Annotated in this window: 17 protein-coding genes; 13 read left to right on the forward strand and 4 right to left on the reverse strand. The window is 64.5% G+C overall.

The window, feature by feature from the left end:
* Positions 1 to 29 precede the first annotated feature (29 nt).
* Positions 30 to 1,151, reverse strand: a complete 1,122-nt coding sequence (locus BUB39_RS17120) for a substrate-binding domain-containing protein (RefSeq protein WP_084527559.1) — start codon at positions 1,149 to 1,151, stop codon at positions 30 to 32.
* 44 nt (positions 1,152 to 1,195) lie between these two features.
* Positions 1,196 to 2,008: a sugar phosphate isomerase/epimerase family protein gene (locus tag BUB39_RS17125; RefSeq protein WP_073056807.1), complete on the reverse strand. Its 813-nt coding sequence runs from the start codon at positions 2,006 to 2,008 to the stop codon at positions 1,196 to 1,198.
* Positions 2,009 to 2,194: 186 nt separating this feature from the next.
* Between BUB39_RS17125 and BUB39_RS17130 the strand changes: the two genes are divergently transcribed.
* Together BUB39_RS17130 and BUB39_RS17135 are read left to right on the forward strand one after the other, a co-directional pair.
* Positions 2,195 to 3,547, forward strand: coding sequence for an ROK family protein (locus BUB39_RS17130; protein WP_073055837.1), 1,353 nt, complete (start codon positions 2,195 to 2,197; stop codon positions 3,545 to 3,547).
* 11 nt (positions 3,548 to 3,558) lie between these two features.
* The gene (locus BUB39_RS17135) at positions 3,559 to 4,614 is read left to right on the forward strand and encodes a substrate-binding domain-containing protein (RefSeq protein ID WP_073055840.1); all 1,056 of its coding nucleotides are present in this window, start codon (positions 3,559 to 3,561) and stop codon (positions 4,612 to 4,614) included.
* Between the two features lie 168 nt (positions 4,615 to 4,782).
* Here the strand turns inward: BUB39_RS17135 and BUB39_RS25255 are convergent, their stop codons facing one another.
* The gene (locus BUB39_RS25255) at positions 4,783 to 5,076 is read right to left on the reverse strand and encodes a hypothetical protein (protein WP_139251522.1); all 294 of its coding nucleotides are present in this window, start codon (positions 5,074 to 5,076) and stop codon (positions 4,783 to 4,785) included.
* Between the two features lie 887 nt (positions 5,077 to 5,963).
* On the reverse strand, positions 5,964 to 6,707 hold the full coding sequence (locus BUB39_RS17140; RefSeq protein ID WP_073055842.1) for a GntR family transcriptional regulator: 744 nt from the start codon (positions 6,705 to 6,707) through the stop codon (positions 5,964 to 5,966).
* Positions 6,708 to 6,917: 210 nt separating this feature from the next.
* On the opposite strand from BUB39_RS17140, the gene BUB39_RS17145 reads away from it, so the two are divergent.
* The 11 genes from BUB39_RS17145 to BUB39_RS17195 all read left to right on the forward strand — a co-directional run bounded on the left by BUB39_RS17145 (position 6,918) and on the right by BUB39_RS17195 (position 17,913).
* The gene (locus BUB39_RS17145; protein WP_073055845.1) at positions 6,918 to 7,823 is read left to right on the forward strand and encodes a carbohydrate kinase family protein; all 906 of its coding nucleotides are present in this window, start codon (positions 6,918 to 6,920) and stop codon (positions 7,821 to 7,823) included.
* The gene (locus tag BUB39_RS17150) at positions 7,820 to 8,662 is read left to right on the forward strand and encodes a BtpA/SgcQ family protein (protein ID WP_073055847.1); all 843 of its coding nucleotides are present in this window, start codon (positions 7,820 to 7,822) and stop codon (positions 8,660 to 8,662) included. The genes BUB39_RS17145 and BUB39_RS17150 overlap by 4 nt, the downstream gene beginning before the upstream one ends.
* 192 nt (positions 8,663 to 8,854) lie before the next feature.
* Positions 8,855 to 9,625 (forward strand): ATP-binding cassette domain-containing protein, encoded by a 771-nt coding sequence (locus BUB39_RS17155; RefSeq protein ID WP_073055849.1) that lies wholly within the window; start codon positions 8,855 to 8,857, stop codon positions 9,623 to 9,625.
* 24 nt (positions 9,626 to 9,649) lie between these two features.
* Positions 9,650 to 10,636: an autoinducer 2 ABC transporter substrate-binding protein gene (locus tag BUB39_RS17160; protein ID WP_210187098.1), complete on the forward strand. Its 987-nt coding sequence runs from the start codon at positions 9,650 to 9,652 to the stop codon at positions 10,634 to 10,636.
* A gap of 19 nt (positions 10,637 to 10,655) precedes the next feature.
* The gene (locus BUB39_RS17165) at positions 10,656 to 11,630 is read left to right on the forward strand and encodes an ABC transporter permease (protein ID WP_073055851.1); all 975 of its coding nucleotides are present in this window, start codon (positions 10,656 to 10,658) and stop codon (positions 11,628 to 11,630) included.
* A complete protein-coding gene (locus tag BUB39_RS17170) occupies positions 11,627 to 12,583 on the forward strand; it encodes an ABC transporter permease (protein ID WP_073055853.1) in 957 nt (318 codons plus the stop codon). Before BUB39_RS17165 ends, BUB39_RS17170 begins: the two co-directional genes overlap by 4 nt.
* A gap of 2 nt (positions 12,584 to 12,585) precedes the next feature.
* A complete protein-coding gene (locus tag BUB39_RS17175; RefSeq protein ID WP_073055855.1) occupies positions 12,586 to 13,902 on the forward strand; it encodes a M20 family metallopeptidase in 1,317 nt (438 codons plus the stop codon).
* 229 nt (positions 13,903 to 14,131) lie between these two features.
* A complete protein-coding gene (locus BUB39_RS17180) occupies positions 14,132 to 15,217 on the forward strand; it encodes a LacI family DNA-binding transcriptional regulator (protein ID WP_073055857.1) in 1,086 nt (361 codons plus the stop codon).
* Complete coding sequence (locus BUB39_RS17185) at positions 15,192 to 16,136, forward strand: substrate-binding domain-containing protein (RefSeq protein ID WP_073055859.1); 945 nt, start codon at positions 15,192 to 15,194, stop codon at positions 16,134 to 16,136. Before BUB39_RS17180 ends, BUB39_RS17185 begins: the two co-directional genes overlap by 26 nt.
* Positions 16,133 to 16,918 carry an ATP-binding cassette domain-containing protein gene (locus tag BUB39_RS17190; protein ID WP_073055861.1) on the forward strand — a complete coding sequence of 262 codons (786 nt, stop codon included), beginning with the start codon at positions 16,133 to 16,135 and terminating at the stop codon, positions 16,916 to 16,918. The genes BUB39_RS17185 and BUB39_RS17190 overlap by 4 nt, the downstream gene beginning before the upstream one ends.
* Entirely contained in the window at positions 16,918 to 17,913 is a 996-nt protein-coding gene (locus tag BUB39_RS17195; protein WP_073055863.1) for an ABC transporter permease, read from the forward strand. Before BUB39_RS17190 ends, BUB39_RS17195 begins: the two co-directional genes overlap by 1 nt.
* Position 17,914: the final 1 nt, after the last annotated feature.

Below are 17,914 nucleotides of genomic sequence, written 5' to 3' on the forward strand. Positions count from 1 at the left end.
CGCATTGCGGCGCCCCGTGCGCTTGGGCCTTACTGGCCGAGGCTCTTCTTGACGTTGTCGGTCGCGTCGGTCGAATAGACCGCCTTCCAGCCTTCGAGCAGCGTGTCTCGCGTGACCGGCAGAGCCGGCAGCGCCACAAAGGCCGGAGCGTCCTTGCCGAGCAGAGCGTAGCCGGCGAGCTTTGCCTCCACGACGCCGGCGTCATAGGGACGCTGCGCGCCGAGGCCCTTCACGAAGCCGTTCTGCGCCATCGAGATTGCGACATTCTCGCCAAGGTCGATCGTGGTGATGACGAGATCGTCACGGCCAGCGTTGCGCGCCGCCGAGATCACGCCCTCGGCGGGCACGTCCCAGACCGCCCAGATGCCTTTTACGTTCGGGTTGGAGGTCAGGATGGCCGAAGCGGCCTTCTCGGCGTCGCCCGAGAAATCGGGGCCGCCGATGCCCTGCTCGGCGACGATCTTGATGTCCGGATAGTCAGCGGCGATTGTCGCCTTGAAGGCGTCGTAGCGCTGCTTCGTGACGAAGAAGTCGGCAGCATGGAAGACCACGCCGATGTCGCCCTTTCCGCCAAGCGCCTTGGCCATCAGATGCGCGGAGGCGACACCGTTGCCGTAGTTGTCGGCCGAGACCACGGACACATAGTCCTTGCCGGCCACGAAACCGGTCGGGACGTTGTCCATGAAGACGAGCTTGGTTCCGGCTGCCGCCGCTGCCTTGTAGGCTGCGGCCGTCGCCGTCGGATCGGTCGGGATCGACACGATGACGTTCGGCTTCTGGGCCATGATCGTCTCGAGGTCGGCGACCTGCTTCTCCGGCTTGAAGCCGGCATCGGTCACCGCGAGCACTTTGATACCCATGTCGGCGAACTGCTTTTGTAGGCCGTTGATCTGTGCGCGCGACCAGTCATTGCCGCCGTAATGCATGACGATCGCGGCGGTAGCGTTCATGCCCTTGATCTTGGCGAGTTCGTCGGGGGTTAGCATGACGCTCGACGCCGGCGAGGGAGCCTCGCCCGAAGGGCCCTTGGAAAGGACCGTCTTCTGCAGGTCGGCGAGCGCCTGGTCCGGATCGGCCAGCGCCGGCCCGGCATAGGCGAGAGCGAGCGTCAGCGCGGCGGCCGAGCCCAGCAGGGTTCGTCTGGAAATCATCACTAAGTCCTCCCGGAAGTGGGGCTTGGCCCCGTTCGCGGCCCTCAGGCCGATTCGAGATAGCTCCTGCTGGCCTTCGCGCCCTCCAGCGGGTCGGCCCAGGAATCGAGCTCCGTGCACACCCAGCCGTCGAACCCGATTTCGCGAAGCGCCGCGATGATCGCGTCTGTCGAGATATCGCCTCGGTCGAGGGGGGTGAACGCGAAAGGCTCCTTCTGGAAGCCCTTCAGATGCACATAGGAAATGCGCGCTGCATGCTCGCGGATCAGCGCGGCCGGATCGCCGCCGGCCGCGGCGAGATGCGCGGTATCAGGGCAGAAGTCGATGCCGGTCAGCCCGAAGATCCTGCTGACTTCCGCCGGCCCCTCGACGATGGTCGACAAATGCGGGTGATAGTGAGCGGTGAGCCCGCGGTCCTCGGCGATTTCCTTGACCCGGTCGAGCGCCGCTGCAAGCCGCGGATAGTCTGCCTCACGGATGCCGTCGAAGCGCTTGGCGCCGCCGCCGACAACGAGATGGGGGGCGCCGAGTTCGGCAGCCCGATCGGCCGCGCGGATAATGCGGGCCAGCTCTTCCGGCAGGATGTCGTCAAAGATGAAATTTGCGCCGGCATAGGTCGCTACGAGCGTCAGCCCGTTATCGGCGAGGAGAGCACTCATCTCGTCGGCGCTGAAGTCGAGAAGGTTGCCGTCGAAGAGCTCGACGCCCTCGTAGCCGGCCGCCGCGATATCGGCAAAGGCCCGACGCATGTCGCCGAAGGTGCGATAGGCGAGGTTGGTGATTGACGTGACGCCGACGGCGTCCCCACCGAGATTCCCCCAGCAATTCGCATGATAGGCGAGCTTTAAGCTCGACATCGGCATCTCCTCCCAGTGCTTGCCGCCTTCCATGACGCTGGCTTAAGGCGATAAAAAATCGATGTCAACAATTTAACGTCCTATCGTGCATATCTTTTGCAGATTTAATGCATAAGTGTGGCGTTGCCAGACCGAACGGTCGGTCTTATGAAGGGAGCGATCGCGACGCCGCAGAGAGGACGAGACATGTCGACGCCGGCCCTTGCGGAAGCCGCTTCCTCTCCGCGCCGGAAAGGCCGCCCGCGCGTCTCCGAGACAGCCTCACCAAGCCTCGTCCAAATCCTCAATCTGGTCCGCTCCGGGCAGGCGACTACCCGCCAGGAAATAGAGCGGTATAGCGAGCTTGGGCGCGCGGTCGTGGCGGATCGGCTCGGCACGCTCTGTGAACTCGGCCTACTCAATGAAAGCGAACTCGGCGCGGCGGCTGGCGGCCGGGCCCCGCGCCTCGTTAGGTTCAGTGCGGATCGCGGCAAGATCCTTGTCGCGACGCTGGACCAGACGGCGCTCGGCGTCGGGATTGCCGATCTCGGCGGCGCCCTGCTGATGGAGCATCACGAGGCAAGCGAGCTCACCCAGCCGGTGTCATCCCTAGCCGAGCGGCTCACCACGCTGTTTCGCTGGATTCTCGAACGCCAGGGCAACCCGCCGCTTTACGGCATCTCGATCTCGTTGCCCGGTGCCGTGCCGGATGGCGGCGAAGCGGTCTTCCTTGGCACCACACCCACGGTACTGCCCGGCTGGGAGAACTTTCCTCTCGTCGAAACACTGGTCGAGGCGTTCGAGGCACCGGTCTGGCTTCGCTCCAGCGTCGAGACGATGACGATGGGCGAGCTGCATGCCGGGGCGGGAAGCGGCCATCGGACCATCCTGTTCGTCAAGGTCGGCAAGCGCATCGGTGCAGGCCTCGGCAGCGACGGCGCGCTCTTTCGCGGGGCGCAGGGTGCAGTAGGGCTTATCGGCTCGGTGCCGGTGTCGGGACCTGGAGGCGGCGGCACGCTCGAAGCCATGGCCGGCTCGGACCGTATCGCCCAGGAGGGCAGAAGCGCGGCCGAGCGTGGAGCGAGCCCGATCCTCGCCGAGCATATCCGCCGCGGGGGCGAAATCACGGCGCTCGAAGTGGCGCAGGCGGCTCAGATCGGCGACGCCGCCGCGATCGAGATCCTCTCTCAGAGCGGCAGGCTGATCGGTCAGGTGGTCGCGACCCTCGCGAACATGCTCAATCCTGCCCTCATCGTGCTTTCCGGCTCTATCGCGCAGACGAACGACATCCTGCTCGCCTCCGCGCGTGAGGCGATCTACGGCGCCTGCCACCCATTGGTAAGCCGGGACCTGCAAGTCGTCCGCTCGCAGATGGGCAGTTCGGCCGGCCTCGTTGGGGCGGCGATCGTCGCCATCGAGGGCGTGTTCTCACCGGCCATCCTGAGAGACTGGATCATGGCCGGCAGGCCGCAGGCACATCCGCTCTTCCAGCGGATCAAGGACGACATCGCGCGGAAGAGACTTGCGGAGGAGAGCACGGTCCGGCCGCCGGACGCGTGAGGAGGAAGGACATGGCGATTTCTGGTCTCGGTCCGCACGGAGAGCGGGCGTCGGCTCCCGAACGGGTCCTACTTCTGCCGGAGGACATGGCGCGAGCGCGGGCGCGCGGCTTTCGCGTTGCCATCGTCCTCCACACGCTGGCGAGCGACTGGGCCAAGCAGCAGCTCTCCGGCGTGATTGGCATGCTCGGCGATTGCGGCGTCGCGGTGATCGATGTCGTCGACTGCGCCTTCACGCCAGAGGTGCAGATCGAGGCGCTCGACCGGCTGATCGCCGAGGCTCCGGACGCGATCCTCTCGCTCCCCGTCGCCAATGCCAAGGTCGCGGCCGCCCATGCGCGTGTCGCGGCGGCCGGCATCAAGCTGGTGCTGCTCGACAATGTGCCGACCGGCCTCCTACCCGGCAAGGACTACATCTCGCTCGTCTCGGCCGACAATTTCGGTCTCGGCAAGATCGCCGCCGAATGCCTGTCCCCCCATGTTCCCGAGGGCAGCGAGGTCGGGGTCCTCGGTTACGAAGCGGATTTCTTCGCGACCAACGAGCGCGAGATCGCCTTCGTGAAGTGGATGCGCATCAACCGCCCGGATGTGCGGCTGCAGGTCCGGCGATTCCCCTCGCTCGCCGATGCCGCCCGAGCCACGCGCAGCCTCTTCGAAGATCACCACGACATCGCCGGGCTCTTCGTCGTTTGGGATACGCCGTCGATCGCCTCCGCCGGTGTGCTGTCCACGCTCGGTCGGAGAATTCCGATGGTGACGGTCGATCTCGGCCAGGACGCCGCGATTGCCCTTGCCGCAAACAACTCGCTGGTCGCGATCGCCGCCCAGCAGCCGTTTCGCCAGGGCGAGACGGCAGCGTCTGTTACCGTCAGCGCCCTTCTCGGACGCCTGACGCCGGATTGGGTGGCGCTGCCCGGCCTTGCCGTCACCGCCGAGAACGTCGTGGAATCCTTCCAGACCGTCTGGCGCAAGCCCGCTCCGCGGGAGGTGCTACAGATGCTGAGCCTCGTCAGTCCAGCACCGCTGCGCAACACGCCCTCTTGGCAAGAACCGAGCGGGGGGCTTTAGCGGGCGGGAATACCCTCGCGCAATGAAGCGGCCGCCGGTGCCTCGACTGCTTGGCACAGCTTAGGAGGAGGCTCGAAGACCGGCTATGGGAAGCGAGCCAGCGTCAGCTTCAGATGCGTCGCGTTACATCGCGAATAGCTTTTTGGCGGCAGGAAGCTTTCCACATAATCAGCAAAGGCGCACCCCTTGATGCTCGCGATGCTGCCGGTCGGTCTTTCCGGGCTCTGAGGATACACGACGATCAGCCGCTGGTGCAGGCTCTACCGGACGATCCGGGGCCGCCATCACCTGATCCGCGATGCGGCGCGCCTCCTGTTCGGGCGGACCATCCTCCCGGTCGGTAATCTCGCGCTGCAACCTCGCGGCGCCATCCAGAAGGTTTTCACGATATCCGGCCCGACGCTGCGCCTTTGACGTAGCCTGCAGCGGGCCTCTTGAGGGCGGGGCGAAGGTGAAGATCATCTCGACGCCGCCTTTCCTCGATCAGGTCAATGAGTGGAACTCTGCCTGAACATCGAAGACGCTGATTGATGATACCAATTTTCTTGCCAACTCGATCCGAGTCAATCACCAACTTGGACTTACTCGACGTTTCTAGGCCGCACTAGCCAGATGCTGGCGTTGGCCGGCGAACTTGCCCCGAATGCATATCATTGGCGGATAGCGCAGGGAAGCAGCCCTTCCGGTCGCCGCAGAGCCCGTGCGAGGGCGCAACGCTAACCGTATCAATTGCAAGCCTTCTCAACCCGACGAACTGCTGGGAAAACGTGAGCCGCAATCAAGTCCGCCGTTATCAGGCACCTCCAGCCGCGCCGCCGGTAGATCGAAGTCTCGTTGCTTGATGACCTATTCAGCAACAGAAGTGGCCTGTTAAGCGCGGCCAACTCCCTATTCTTTCCGCGAGAATTCCCTGTTCTCGCGCGCCGACCTGATAACGCAAATCATTGATTTGGCGTCGCTATCGGCGTTGTCACGCTTGAAAGAGGCCGATATCGGCGAAATCTTCCCTGTATTTTCCCTGATAACAGAGAAATCGGCAGAGACAGATTTGCAGCCGACTGCACCCACCGCCACTAACTTCTTGTTTTTCCAGTATTTTCGCCACTTCAGAGACCACGGCAAATAGCGCCGTTGTTTCCGGGGCTTGCAGGTGGCTGATCTTTGGTCGGGTCCTATGACGCGCCATTTGGTTTGACCACGTGGCAGCAAGCGGGATTAGCCGGGATTACCCAGGATCAAGCGGAATAGTCGCGAGCGCGCGCGATCTCGATCTGCACCGTGTCGAAGTCCATCGTCGCAACCTTGACGATGAAAGGCTCAACGTTCGCGCAAAACGCCCCGCACTCGGGCTAGATATCTATCCTGAGGCGATAGCGATCGCCCCGATAGGTCATCTGGGCAAACTCGACAGGCGTGCGATCGGCGGTTTCCGACAGGCGCGAGACAACAAGGGCAGCGGTGCCTGAGTCCACGCCAAGGCTTGTAGCCGTTTGCGTGTCGAGCACGCGCGCCTCGATCACCTCGTGGCCGGACAAGATGCGGACGCCGCAGACCGATTCCAACCACTGATACAACGACCCCGCATCCAGTTCGCGCACGGTGGGTGGCTTGTGGCCGGCAAGGACGTGCGGTGCGATCCACGAGATGGACACGGCGATGGGCTTAGCGTCGGCCAGCAACAGCCGATGAATCCGAAAGCCCTGCTTGGCCATTGGCGCACGCAAGATATCGCGCACTTCAAGGGGTATCGCCGCGAGACCTGCGCTGATCGTCTGGTACGAGGGCGCATGGCCCCGGCGGCGCATGTCCTCCGAAAAGCTCGCCATGACATTGGCGGGCAGCTCGACCATCGGCTCGACGACGACGGAGCCGACGCCGGAGCGGCGGACAATCAGGCCTTCCCGTTCCAGCGTGTCGAGCGAACCGCGCGCGGTCGTGCGGCTGACGCCGAAGACGCGGTTCAACTCCGCCTCGGACGGCAGAAGATCGCCCGGCTTGAAGTGGCCGGCGATGATGGCGCTGCGCAGCCGCTCGGCGATCTGATGCCACAGCGGCGCGCCCCCCGAAGTCAGAGACGAATCATTCCAAGCCATGCGCACGCTGTACCAATGTCATGACAGATTTTCCATCATCTCCTGGGACCGAAGCGGGCATCTAGACGCCTGTTGCTGATGCAGGCTGCACTCATTTCGGGCACGAGACCCCATCGCAAAAAAATCGTGCAGAGCAGGAAACCGACCGGTTGACCAAATGTCATTACGTTCGTACGTTTGATCATTCTTCGGTCCAACTGGAAACCGCTCGTGGCCGCGTCAGCTCTCCTATTTGTCGGTGACGTGAGCCTCGATCTGACGATGGCCGTTTCACACGTGCCGCAGCCGGACGAGAAGGTCCATGCCGACCGCACTGTCGAAGGGCCCGGAGGCGTGGTCGCCAATGCGGCCGCGGCGGCCGCTGCCAGCGGCTCGGCCGTCAGGCTCTGCGTCAGGCTGGGCAACGACACCGCGTCCGAGGTGCTGCTTGCCGGCCTTCGAGCGGCCGGCCTGGCGGTCGAGGTGGAGCACGGCGACAGCTCGGTCTACCGCGTTGTCGTGCTGATCGAGCCGCATGGCGAAAAGCGGCTGATGCTCGATCCCAACCCGACCTTGTTCCCGACGCTCGAGGCGATCGAGCGGGTGTCGCTGGACGACGTTGCCCATGTGCACACCGCGCTTTACGGGCCGGCCGCGCCGCGGCTGGTCCAGCGTTGCCGCGAAGCCGGCGTGCCATGGTCGCTCGACCTCGAGCCCGCAACCTTTAAGGACGGTTTCGACACGATCGCCCATCTGGTCGCGGGCGCGAGCGTCGTCTTCGTCAATGCCCTTTCGGCGCGCGCAATCGGCGACGGCTTTGAGCAGATCCTGCTGCGGACCGGCGCGAAAAGCGTCGTCCACACGATGGGCGCTGAGGGCGCGCGCTACGCTTCGGCGGCCGCCATCTTCACCGTCGCGCCACCATCGGGCCTCGCCGTCATCGACACCACCGGCGCTGGTGATTGCCTTGCCGGCTGGTTCGTTGCCGGGCTGGCAGCCGGCCTGCCGCCGCAGGAGAACCTGCGCCGCGCCGTCGTCGCCGCCAGTCTCTCCTGCGGTCGGCTCGGCGGCCAGATGTCATTTCCCGACCGCACCGCGGTCCTGTCCCAGCTTCAGATCGTCGAAGGCGTTTCATGACCGCTCCACAGGTTCTTCCGCAAAAGCCCGATGCGCTGAAGGCGCTGTTTCCGGTCTCGAAGCCGGTCATCGGTGTCGTCCACCTCAAGCCTTTGCCGGGTGCGCCGCGCTATGACGGCCAGCCCGTGCGTGAGGTCTATGCAGCTGCCGCGGCGGACGCCAGGACGCTGGCGGCAGGGGGCGTCGACGGCATCATCATCGAGAACGCCAGCGACATGCCGTTCTCGCGCCCCGATCAGATCGGTCACGAAACCGTCGCCGGGCTGACTGCGGCCTGCCTTGCGGTGCGCGAGGTCGTCGACACGCCGATCGGCATCACCTGTGTGGCCAATGGCGCGCTCGCTGCCTTGGCAGTAGCCAAGGCGGTCGGCGCTGGATGGGTGCGCGTCAATCAGTGGGTCAACGCCTATGTCGCCAATGAGGGGTTCCTCAACGGCCCGGCCCCCGAGGCGATGCGCTATCGCTCCCATATTCACGCCAGGGACGTCGCCATCTTTGCCGATGTGCATGTGAAGTTCGGCGCGCATGCGATCACAGCCGACCGCTCGATCGCCGAACAGGCGACGGATGCCGAGTGGTTTGATGCCGATGTCCTGATAGCGACCGGCACGCGCACGGGATCGCCGACCGAGCCACGCGAAGTCGACGAGGTCCGGTCCGGAACCAACCTGCCGGTGATCGTCGGCTCTGGTCTGTCGCCCGAGCAGGTTCCGGCGCTGTTCCGATCGGCCGATGGCGCGATCATCGGGCAGTGGCTGAAGGTTGACGGGAAATGGTGGAATCCGGTCGATCCGCGCCGCGTCGAGCGGCTGATGGAAGCTGTGGCGAAGGTCCGTTGAGACCGGTCCTGTCGGCCGAGACCAGGGAAAGGGACGCGTCCGGATGAGCACTAAGGCCTTCTCGGTCGGCGCAGCACGGAAGCGTGCCGCAACCCGGCCCGCGGATTTCGAACCTCGGAATGCAACGCGGGTCGCCAGAGAACTTGATCTCGATGACCGCAATGCCCAGGACGGACGGGAGCGCTGATCGCCTTGACCGAACCTTTCCTCCTTGCCAAGGGCATCACCAAGCGCTTCGGCGCGCTGACTGCCCTGTCCAATGTCGATCTGGAGATAAGGCGCGGTGAGGTGCTCGCGCTGCTCGGTGACAACGGCGCCGGGAAATCGACTTTCATCAAGGTACTTGCCGGCGCGCATGCACCGAGCGATGGCCAGCTTCTCGTTGAAGGTCACCCGGTCTCGTTCAATTCACCGAAGGATGCGGCCGCCGCCGGAATCGCGACCATTTTCCAAGAACTGGCGCTGTCCGAGAACCTGTCGATCGCGGAGAACGTATTCCTTGGCCGCGAGATGAAGCGCTCGGTGTTCGGCGTTCCCTTTCTGAAACGCGCCGAGATGAAGAAGCGCGTCGGTGATCTGCTGGTCGAACTCGACGCTCATATCTCCGATCCGTCCGCCGCCGTCGGCAGCCTTTCGGGCGGCCAGCGCCAGGCGGTCGCCATCTGCCGGGCGCTCAACCTGAATGCCAAGATGGTGATCATGGACGAGCCGACGGCAGCGCTTGCGGTCGCTGAAACCCGCAAGGTGCTCGAACTCACCCGCCGACTCGCCACCCGAGGCTGCGCGGTCGTGCTGATCAGCCACAACATCTCCGATGTCTTCGAGGTCGCCGACCGCATGGTTGTGTTCCGGCGCGGTCGCAAGGTCGCCGAGCGATTGCGCGACCAGACCACGCCCGAGGAGATCGTCGCCTTCATCACGGGTGCCCATGCGGATGTCCGGGCGCTCGAGAAAACCAGATAACGACATCCAGAAAAGGGAAATCACATGAAGGACATGGTCAGGATATTCGCTACGGCCGCGGCGATCGCCACGATCGGCGTGGGCGCGGCCTTTGCGCAGGAAAAGCCGAAGGTGGCGTTCGTGCCGCAGATCGTCGGCATCCCCTATTTCAACGCCATGGAGGCCGGCGGCAAGAAGGCTGCGGCGGACCTCGGCGTCGACTTCATCTATTCCGGCCCTGTGGACGGCAACCCTGTCGACCAGTTGCAGATCGTTCAGAACCTGATCGACCAGGGCGTCAACGCGCTCGCCGTCAGTGTCCTCGATGCTTCGGCCATCGCGCCGGTCGCGGAGGCCGCAAAGGCCAAGGGCGTCAAGCTCTTTACCAGTGACAGCGACGCGCCCGACAGCGGCCGCCTCGTCTATGTCGCGCAGGCGACAGACGAAGGCCTCGGCGACGCAATCATCGACGAACTGGTCAAGCGGGTCGGCGAGGATGCCAAGATCGGTATCGTCTCCGGCGAGGCGACCGCCTCGAACCTCAATGCCTGGATCGGCTTCATGCAGAAGCGGGCGGCAGCAAGATATCCGAAGCTCAAGCTGCTCGAGCCGCAATATGCCGGCAGCACCGCGCAGCGCGCGGCGCAGGTCAGCTCTGACCTGATGGCTGCCAATCCGGACCTGAAGGGCCTCATCGCCGTCGCGTCGAGCACCTGCCCGGGCGTCGCGCAGGCGATCGAAACCGCCGGCAAGATCGGCCAGATCACCGCTACCGGCTATTGCAGCCCGAATACGGCGCGCGCCTATCTGAAGAGCGGTGCGTTCGGCTTCACCGTGCTGTGGGATCCTAGCCAGCTCGGTTATCTGACCGTGTGGGCCGGCAAGCAGCTGATCGACGGCAAGGCTTTCGAGGCAAGCAACACCATTCCCGGCATGACCAGCCCGGCGACCTACGACGCCGCGACCGGCATTCTGCTGCTTGGGCCGCCGGCGATCTTCACGGCCGAGAACGTCGACAAATACGACTTCTGAGCGGACACGGCGCCCGACCATGATCAACGTCCTGCCCCGCGGCGCCGTGGTTGAGAAACGCGAGCTGCTTCTGCTCGCGGCGTGTGTGCTGGCGATCGCGCTGTTCGCGATCGCCTCTCCCTTCTTCGCAACCGCGGACAACGCGGTCACGATCCTGCGCAACAGCGTCGAACTGCTGCTGATCAGTCTCGGCATGTCGTTGCTGCTCGCTATGGGCGGCGTCGACGTGTCGATCGGCACTGTGATGGGTCTCGCCGCCTTCGTCATCGGCAGGCTCCTTACCGCCGCCGTCGATCCGTCGCTGGCCGCCCTTGCCGGCATTCTGGCCGGTACCGCGCTCGGCATGGTGACCGGCGCCGTCGTCGTGTTCGGCCGAATCCCGGCCATTGTCGCCACGCTCGGCCTGCTCGGGGTCTACAAGGCGGCGATCTATCTGGCGCTTGGCGGTGCCTGGCTTTCTGGCCTGCCGCCGACATTGACCGAGATGCTGCAGGTTCGGATCGTCGGCGTGCCGATTGCGGTCATCGTCATCGCGCTCTCCTATGGCGTGATCTGGCTGGCGATGCGGCGAACCCCGTTCGGGCTTCATCTGCTCGCTGTCGGCAATTCCGAGGAGAAGGCGCGCCTCCAAGGCGTCAACACCAAGCTCATCCAGTTCTCGACCTTCGTCATCAGCGGCACGTTGGCCGGCGTGGCGGCGGTGTTCTACATCGGCACCTATCGCAATGTGGAGATGACCATCGGCAGCACGCTGGCGCTCGACGCCATCGCCGCCGTGGTCCTCGGTGGCACCAGCATCCTTGGTGGCAAGTGCAGCCTCCTCGGCACCGTACTCGGCGTGCTGCTGCTGCGCATCCTTCAGAACGGCCTGTTGCTCGTCGGCGTGCCGTCATTGTGGCAGGCGGTCGTCACGGGCGCTCTTCTGATCGGCGTTCTCAGCATCGAGGGCCTTTCGGGCCGGCTGCAGCTCAAATTCGCAGGCGCCACACAATGATCGCGCTTCGCAGAATGCGCGGCCAGAACCTCGTCCTGGCGATCCTTGCGGCATTGTGGGTGGCGACGATCATCGGACTGTCGGCGCTCAGCCCCGCGATGTTCAACGCCGGCACGCTGACCAATATCCTGCAGTTCTCCACCATCCTGTCGCTGGTGGCACTCGGCCAGACACTGGTGATCCTGTCGGGCGGCGCCGGCATCGACCTGTCGATCGGGGGAACCGTGTCGCTGTCGGCGATGCTCGCCATGCTGGCATTCAAGACGGGCATGCCGATCGCCCTGGTGCCGCCGGCCTGCATCCTGATCGGACTGCTGCTTGGCGCCATCAACGGGCTGCTCGTGACCAGGCTGCGCATCCTGCCGCTCATCGCCACGCTCGGCACGCTGTTCATCTATTCCGGCTCGGCACTGGCGCTGACAGGCGGCGCGGCGATGTCCGGCGTGCCGGCCTGGATGCTTGCCTGGGGTCGTGGCACGATCGCATCGCTGCCGTTGCCCTTTATTACCATCGCGCTGCCCGCCTTCATCGTGGCTGGCATCGTCCTCCTGTGGACGGCCTGGGGTCGCTGGATCTACGCGATGGGCTTCAACGAGCGCTCGGCGCGGCTGGTCGGCATTCCTGTCGATCGCGTCCGCTTTCTCATCTACACGATCAGCGGCGGGCTGGGTGGTCTTGCCGGCCTGATTTCCCTGGCCTGGCTGGGCAGCGGTCGCCCCAATATCGGTCAGAACCTCGAGCTGGAATCGCTGACCGCGGCGATGCTTGGCGGCGTCGCCATTGTCGGTGGACGCGGCGGCGTCGGAGGCGTGCTCGCCGCCGTGCTGCTTCTGGTGACGCTCAAGACCGGCTTGCTGCGCCTCAACGTCAACACCGTCTGGCAGGTCGGCATCGTCGGCATACTTCTGATCGCCGTGTTGATTGCCGACCGCCTGACGACACATCGGAGATGAGAATGGACAGCCTCGAGCAGAACATCGCCAAGCGGGTTGAGGAGCGCACCGACCGCATCGTCGAGACCTTGAGCGATCTGGTCCGTTTCCCGTCGATCGTCCTGTCAGACCCGACCAAGGCGGGTCCCGGCGAGCGCGACTGCCAGCTCTACCTCCAACAGCGCCTCGAGGCGCTCGGCTTCACCACCGATCTGTGGGAGCCGGACGGTCCTGCGCTCTATGAAAAGTACAAGGGACGCCCCGGCGCCAACAAGGGGCGCACCTTCGTCGGACGGCCCAATCTCGGTGGCGTGCTGCGTGGCAACGGCAGCGGCCGCTCCATCATGCTGAACGGCCATATCGACGTGGTCCCGCCGAGTGCAGCTGAACACTGGAAGACCGAGCCGTTCACCCCTGTGCTTCAGGACGGCAAGCTCTATGGGCGCGGTTCCGTCGACATGAAGGGCGGCGTCACCTGCATGCTGATGGCGATCGAGGTCCTGAAGGAGCTCGGCGTACCGCTGTCCGGAGACGTGGTGTTCACGACTGTGGTCGACGAAGAGATTGGCGGCATGGGCTCGCTTGCCATGGTCGACCGCGGCTTCAAGGCCGATGCCGGCATCATGACCGAGCCGACGGCGAACCGGATCGCTCCGCTCTGCCACGGCGTCGTCTGGGGCCGGATCGTCATCGACGGCATTGGCGGCCATGCGGAACTAACGCCACGTGCCTGGTATGAGGCGGGTCCCGTCGACGCCATCCAGCTCTGCCGCCAGATGCTCGACGGGATTGATATCCTCAACCGGCGCTGGATGACCGATCCCAGGAAGATGCACCCCCTGATGGACATGCCCAACCAGATCATGGTGACGCAGATGCAGGCCGGCGAGCATCCGGCCTCGACCGCCGGCCGGGCCGAGATCGTGATCGACGCGCAGTACCTGCCGAGCGAGAAGGACGAGTTCGGGCTTGGCGGCCACGTCAAGCGTGAGATCGAGGAGCACATAGCCTTCGTCTGCCAGGCCGATCCTTATCTCCGAGCACATCCGGCCCGCATCGAATGGATCCTCGACGCCGACTGCGCCGAGGTGCCAGCCGAGCACCCGTTCGTGCAGACGATGCAGGGCGCCTGCGCGGCGACCGGCCTGTCGCCTGTGCTGGCGGGCTTCGGCCCCCATTCGGACATTGGCCTGCCGAGCGGGCTTGGCGAGACGCCGACCATCAATTTTGGCCCCGGCGATCCGACGCAAGCCCATCAGGCGAACGAGCATCTCGCCGTCAGCGATCTGGTCGAGTGCACCAAGGCGATCGCCATCGCAGTGGCCCGCTGGTGCGCGTAGAGCGCGCGGGCGTCCAGGCGTCTGGACCCTGCGCGCCACCGAGCAAGCGCTTAACAAAGTTCATCTCTTATGCTGCGCGCATCAGATTTGGACAGACGCTGCTTTATTCTTCAGCATACATCGTTCGAACGGAATAATTCTCGCAGAATCTTTGATAAACCGCTTGTCTCGGTTCAAAACGCTGCTAGCGTGAAGCGTCTTGTAAACCGGTTACGTGGGATTGGTTTCCATGAGCGCGAAGGTATCCCGATTGTCCGATGTCGCCCGCACCGCAGAGGTGTCGGTTGCCACGGTTTCGCGCTTTCTCAACAACCGTCTGCAGCTTCCGGAGGAGACGGCGGCGCGGATCCGGCGCGCCGTCGCCGAACACGAATACACGCCCAATCCGCATGCGAGAAATCTGTCTCTCGGCCGCTCCGAGACGATCGCGCTGGTCGTTCCGGACATAGCAAACCCCTATTTCGCCAGGCTAGCAGCGGCGGTGGAGCGCGAGGCCGGCCAGCAGGGCTATGCATTGACGCTGTGCGCCTCGCTCAACACGCTGCAGCGCGAGCGCGAATACATTGCGCGACTCAGCGGCAGCGCGGTCGATGGCATCATCTTCGTCAGCAACCACGCCGACGACGGCACGTTGCGCGATCCCATCAATGCGAGCAGCCGCCGGGTCGTCATTCTCGACGAGGATGTGGGCGGCGTCGTTGGCCCGCGCGTCTTCAGCGACAATGAGTTGGGCGGCTATTTGGCTGGCCGCCATCTGATCGAGATGGGGCACCGGTCGATTGCTTTCTTCGGCGGCCCGCAGGCGATGCGCAGTACCGAGGCGCGTCTGGCCGGAATCCGCCGGGCCATCGCCGAATCCAACCAGCATGTCGTCATTCGCGATGAGTTTTTCGGGGCTTATTCGCCTGAGCACGGCCGCGCCTGCGCCTCGCGATTTCTGTCGTCCGGCAGCGAGGCGACGGCCCTTCTCGTATCCAGCGATGAGATCATGATCGGCGCGCTGGAGATCTTCCGCCGCGAAGGCATCCGCTTGCCGAGCCAGCTGTCGGTGATCGGCTTCGATGACATCGCGCCATTCGTCCTGTTCGACCCGCCGCTGACCTCGATCCGGCAGCCGGTGGAGATGATGGGGCGCCGCGCCGTCGACCTGCTGATCCGTAGCCTCAGGGGCGAGGATCTCGACAGAGTGATCGAATATCTGCCCGTCGAGCTGATCCTGCGCGGATCAGTTTCTCATCCGCGGGCAGGCAAAAGACTGCCACCAAGCGCAGATAACCAGAAAGAGGGGAATGAACATGATGAAATCGACGCTTAAGCTTCTCGCGACCTCGACAATGCTCGTCGCCTTGGCGGCGACCGGCGCCAGCGCGGCCGGCAAGACCTTCGCGCTCATCCAGTATAATCAGCAGGTCTCGTTCTTCACGGACATCACCCGCGGCGCACAGGAGGCTGCCAAGGCCTCGGGCGACGAGTTGCTGGTGTTCGACGCCAACAATTCCGCGCAGGCCCAGGACAGCGCCTTCGATACCTACATCCAGCAGAAGGTCGACGGCATCATTATCGTGTCGGTCGACCAGAACGGCGTCATGCCCGCTGTGCGCACCGCTTCCGAGGCCGGCATTCCGGTCGTGGCCGTGGACGGCGTGCTGCCGGAAGGCCCGCAGAAGGCGCAGATCTCGGTCGACAGCTACACGGCCGGCAAGCTGATCGGCGAGTTCTATGTCGACTACGTCAAGAAGAACATGGGCGGCAAAGTCACCCTCGGCAGCGTCGGTGCGCTGAACTCCGATCTTCAGAACCTGCGCCAGAAGGGCTTTGACGAGGTCGTCAATGCCGCCGGCGTTGCGACCAGCGTCGGTGTCGTCGACGGCCGCAATATCCAGGATCAGGCATTGGCTGCGGCCGAGAACCTCCTCACCGGCAATCCCGATCTGCAGACCCTCTATGCGACCGGTGAGCCCGCCCTGGTGGGCGCGGTCGCCGCTGCAGAAAGCCAGGGACGGACCGACAAGATCAAGCTGTTCGGCTGGGACCTGAGCGCCCAGGCGATCGCGGCGATCGATCAGGGCTTCCTCGTCGGCGTGGTGCAGCAGGATCCCTTCCTCGAAGGAAAGAAGGCCGTCGAGGCATTGGTGACCTTGGCCGGCGGCGGCAGCGTCGAGAAGGAAATCAAGGTGCCCGTGACGATCGTCACGAAGGAGAATGTCGACGCTTTCCGCGCGCAGTTCAAATGAGCGCGCTCAACGTCACGGAGGCGGCTTCGGCCGCCTCCGGTTCCCCGCCAGCGAGACCTCGGATGCGCGTCCGCGGCATTCGAAAGAGCTTCGGATCGATCGAGGCGTTGCGCGGCGTCGATCTCGATCTATGGCCCGGCGAATGCCTGGGCCTGGTCGGCGACAACGCCGCAGGCAAATCGACCTTCACCAAGATCCTCGCCGGAACATACCTGCCGGACGCGGGCACGATCGAGCTCGACGGCAAGGAAATCGCCTATTCCGGTCCGGCCGAGGCGCGTGGCTACGGCGTAGAGATGGTCTATCAGGACCTCAGCCTTTGCGACACGATCGACGTCGCGGGCAACCTCTATCTCGGCCGCGAGATCAGTAAGGGACCGTTTCTGGACAAGGCGGCGATGCAGCGCGGCGCGCATGAAATGCTGCGCAAGCTGGAGATCCGCATTCCCAACACGGCGCTAAAGGTCGCGCAGCTCTCGGGCGGCCAGCGACAGTCCATCGCCATCGCGCGTTCGGCAGCCTTCGATCCCAATGTTCTGATCCTCGACGAGCCGACATCGGCGCTCGCCGTGGCCGAGGTCGAGGCCGTGCTCGCCTTGATCAACAGGCTGAAGGCAAAGGGTGTCGCCGTCGTGCTGATCACGCACCGTCTGCAGGACCTCTTCCGCGTCTGTGATCGGATCGCCGTCATGTATGAGGGCACCAAAGTCGCCGAGCGGGCAATCGCCGAGACCAATCTCGAGGACATCGTCCGCCTGATCGTTGGAGAGGGGCACCGCTGATGACGCTCTATACCGAACGCCAGAGTGGCTCCCGTCTCAGGGACTTCTTCGAAAGCCACGCGCATGTGCTGTCGATCGCCGTCTTCCTGATCGCTTGCTGCGCGCTGTTCACGTCCATCAACGACGTGTTCCTGTCTCCCGGCAATCTGCTCAACCTGCTTCGGCAGGCGGCGCCGACGCTGATCGTCGCCGTGGCCATGACATTCGTGATCACCACCGGCGGTATCGATCTTTCCGTCGGCTCGATCATCGCCCTCGTCAATGCGTCGGCCGCCCTGCTGCTGCGGGCTGGCTGGGACTGGCCCGTTGTCTCGGTGCTGATGCTGATGCTGGGTGCTGTGATCGGCCTCTTTCAAGGTTATTTCGTCGCCTATCAGCGCATACCGGCCTTCATCGTCACGCTTGCCGGGCTTTCGGCGATCCGCGGCATCGCGCTGGTGCTGACGGGCGGCTTCTCGATCCTCATTCCGCCCGGTCTGTTCCTCAGCATCGGACGCGGCACGCTCTTCGGCATTCCGTCGCCTGCTCTGATGGGGCTGGCGGTGGCGCTGATCGGCTTCATCGTGCTGAACTTTACGGTCTATGGCCGGCATGTCTGTGCCGTCGGCGCCAATGCTGAGGCTGCGCGGCGCGTCGGCATCCCGGCGAGGCGCGTCGTCGCGTCCGTCTATGTGTGGAGCGGCGTTGCTGCGGCGCTGGCCGCTCTGGTGGTGGCTGCGCGACTGGGCTCCGGCTCGTCCAATGCGGCTGTTGGCACCGAGCTCGACGTGATTGCTGCGGTGGTGCTGGGCGGCACCTCGCTGATGGGCGGCCGCGGGACCATCGTCGGCACCGTCATGGGCGCGCTGACGATCTCGGTGATCAGCAACGGTCTCATTCTCTCGAAGATCGATGCGTTCTACACGCAGATCGTGACCGGCGCGATCATCCTGATCGCAATCTGGGTGAACACCCGCATCTTCGATCAGGTCGGCAGCGTCCGGCGCAAGAGCTGAG

Origin of the sequence: Kaistia soli DSM 19436 (assembly GCF_900129325.1) — a bacterium.
Classification (GTDB): domain Bacteria; phylum Pseudomonadota; class Alphaproteobacteria; order Rhizobiales; family Kaistiaceae; genus Kaistia; species Kaistia soli.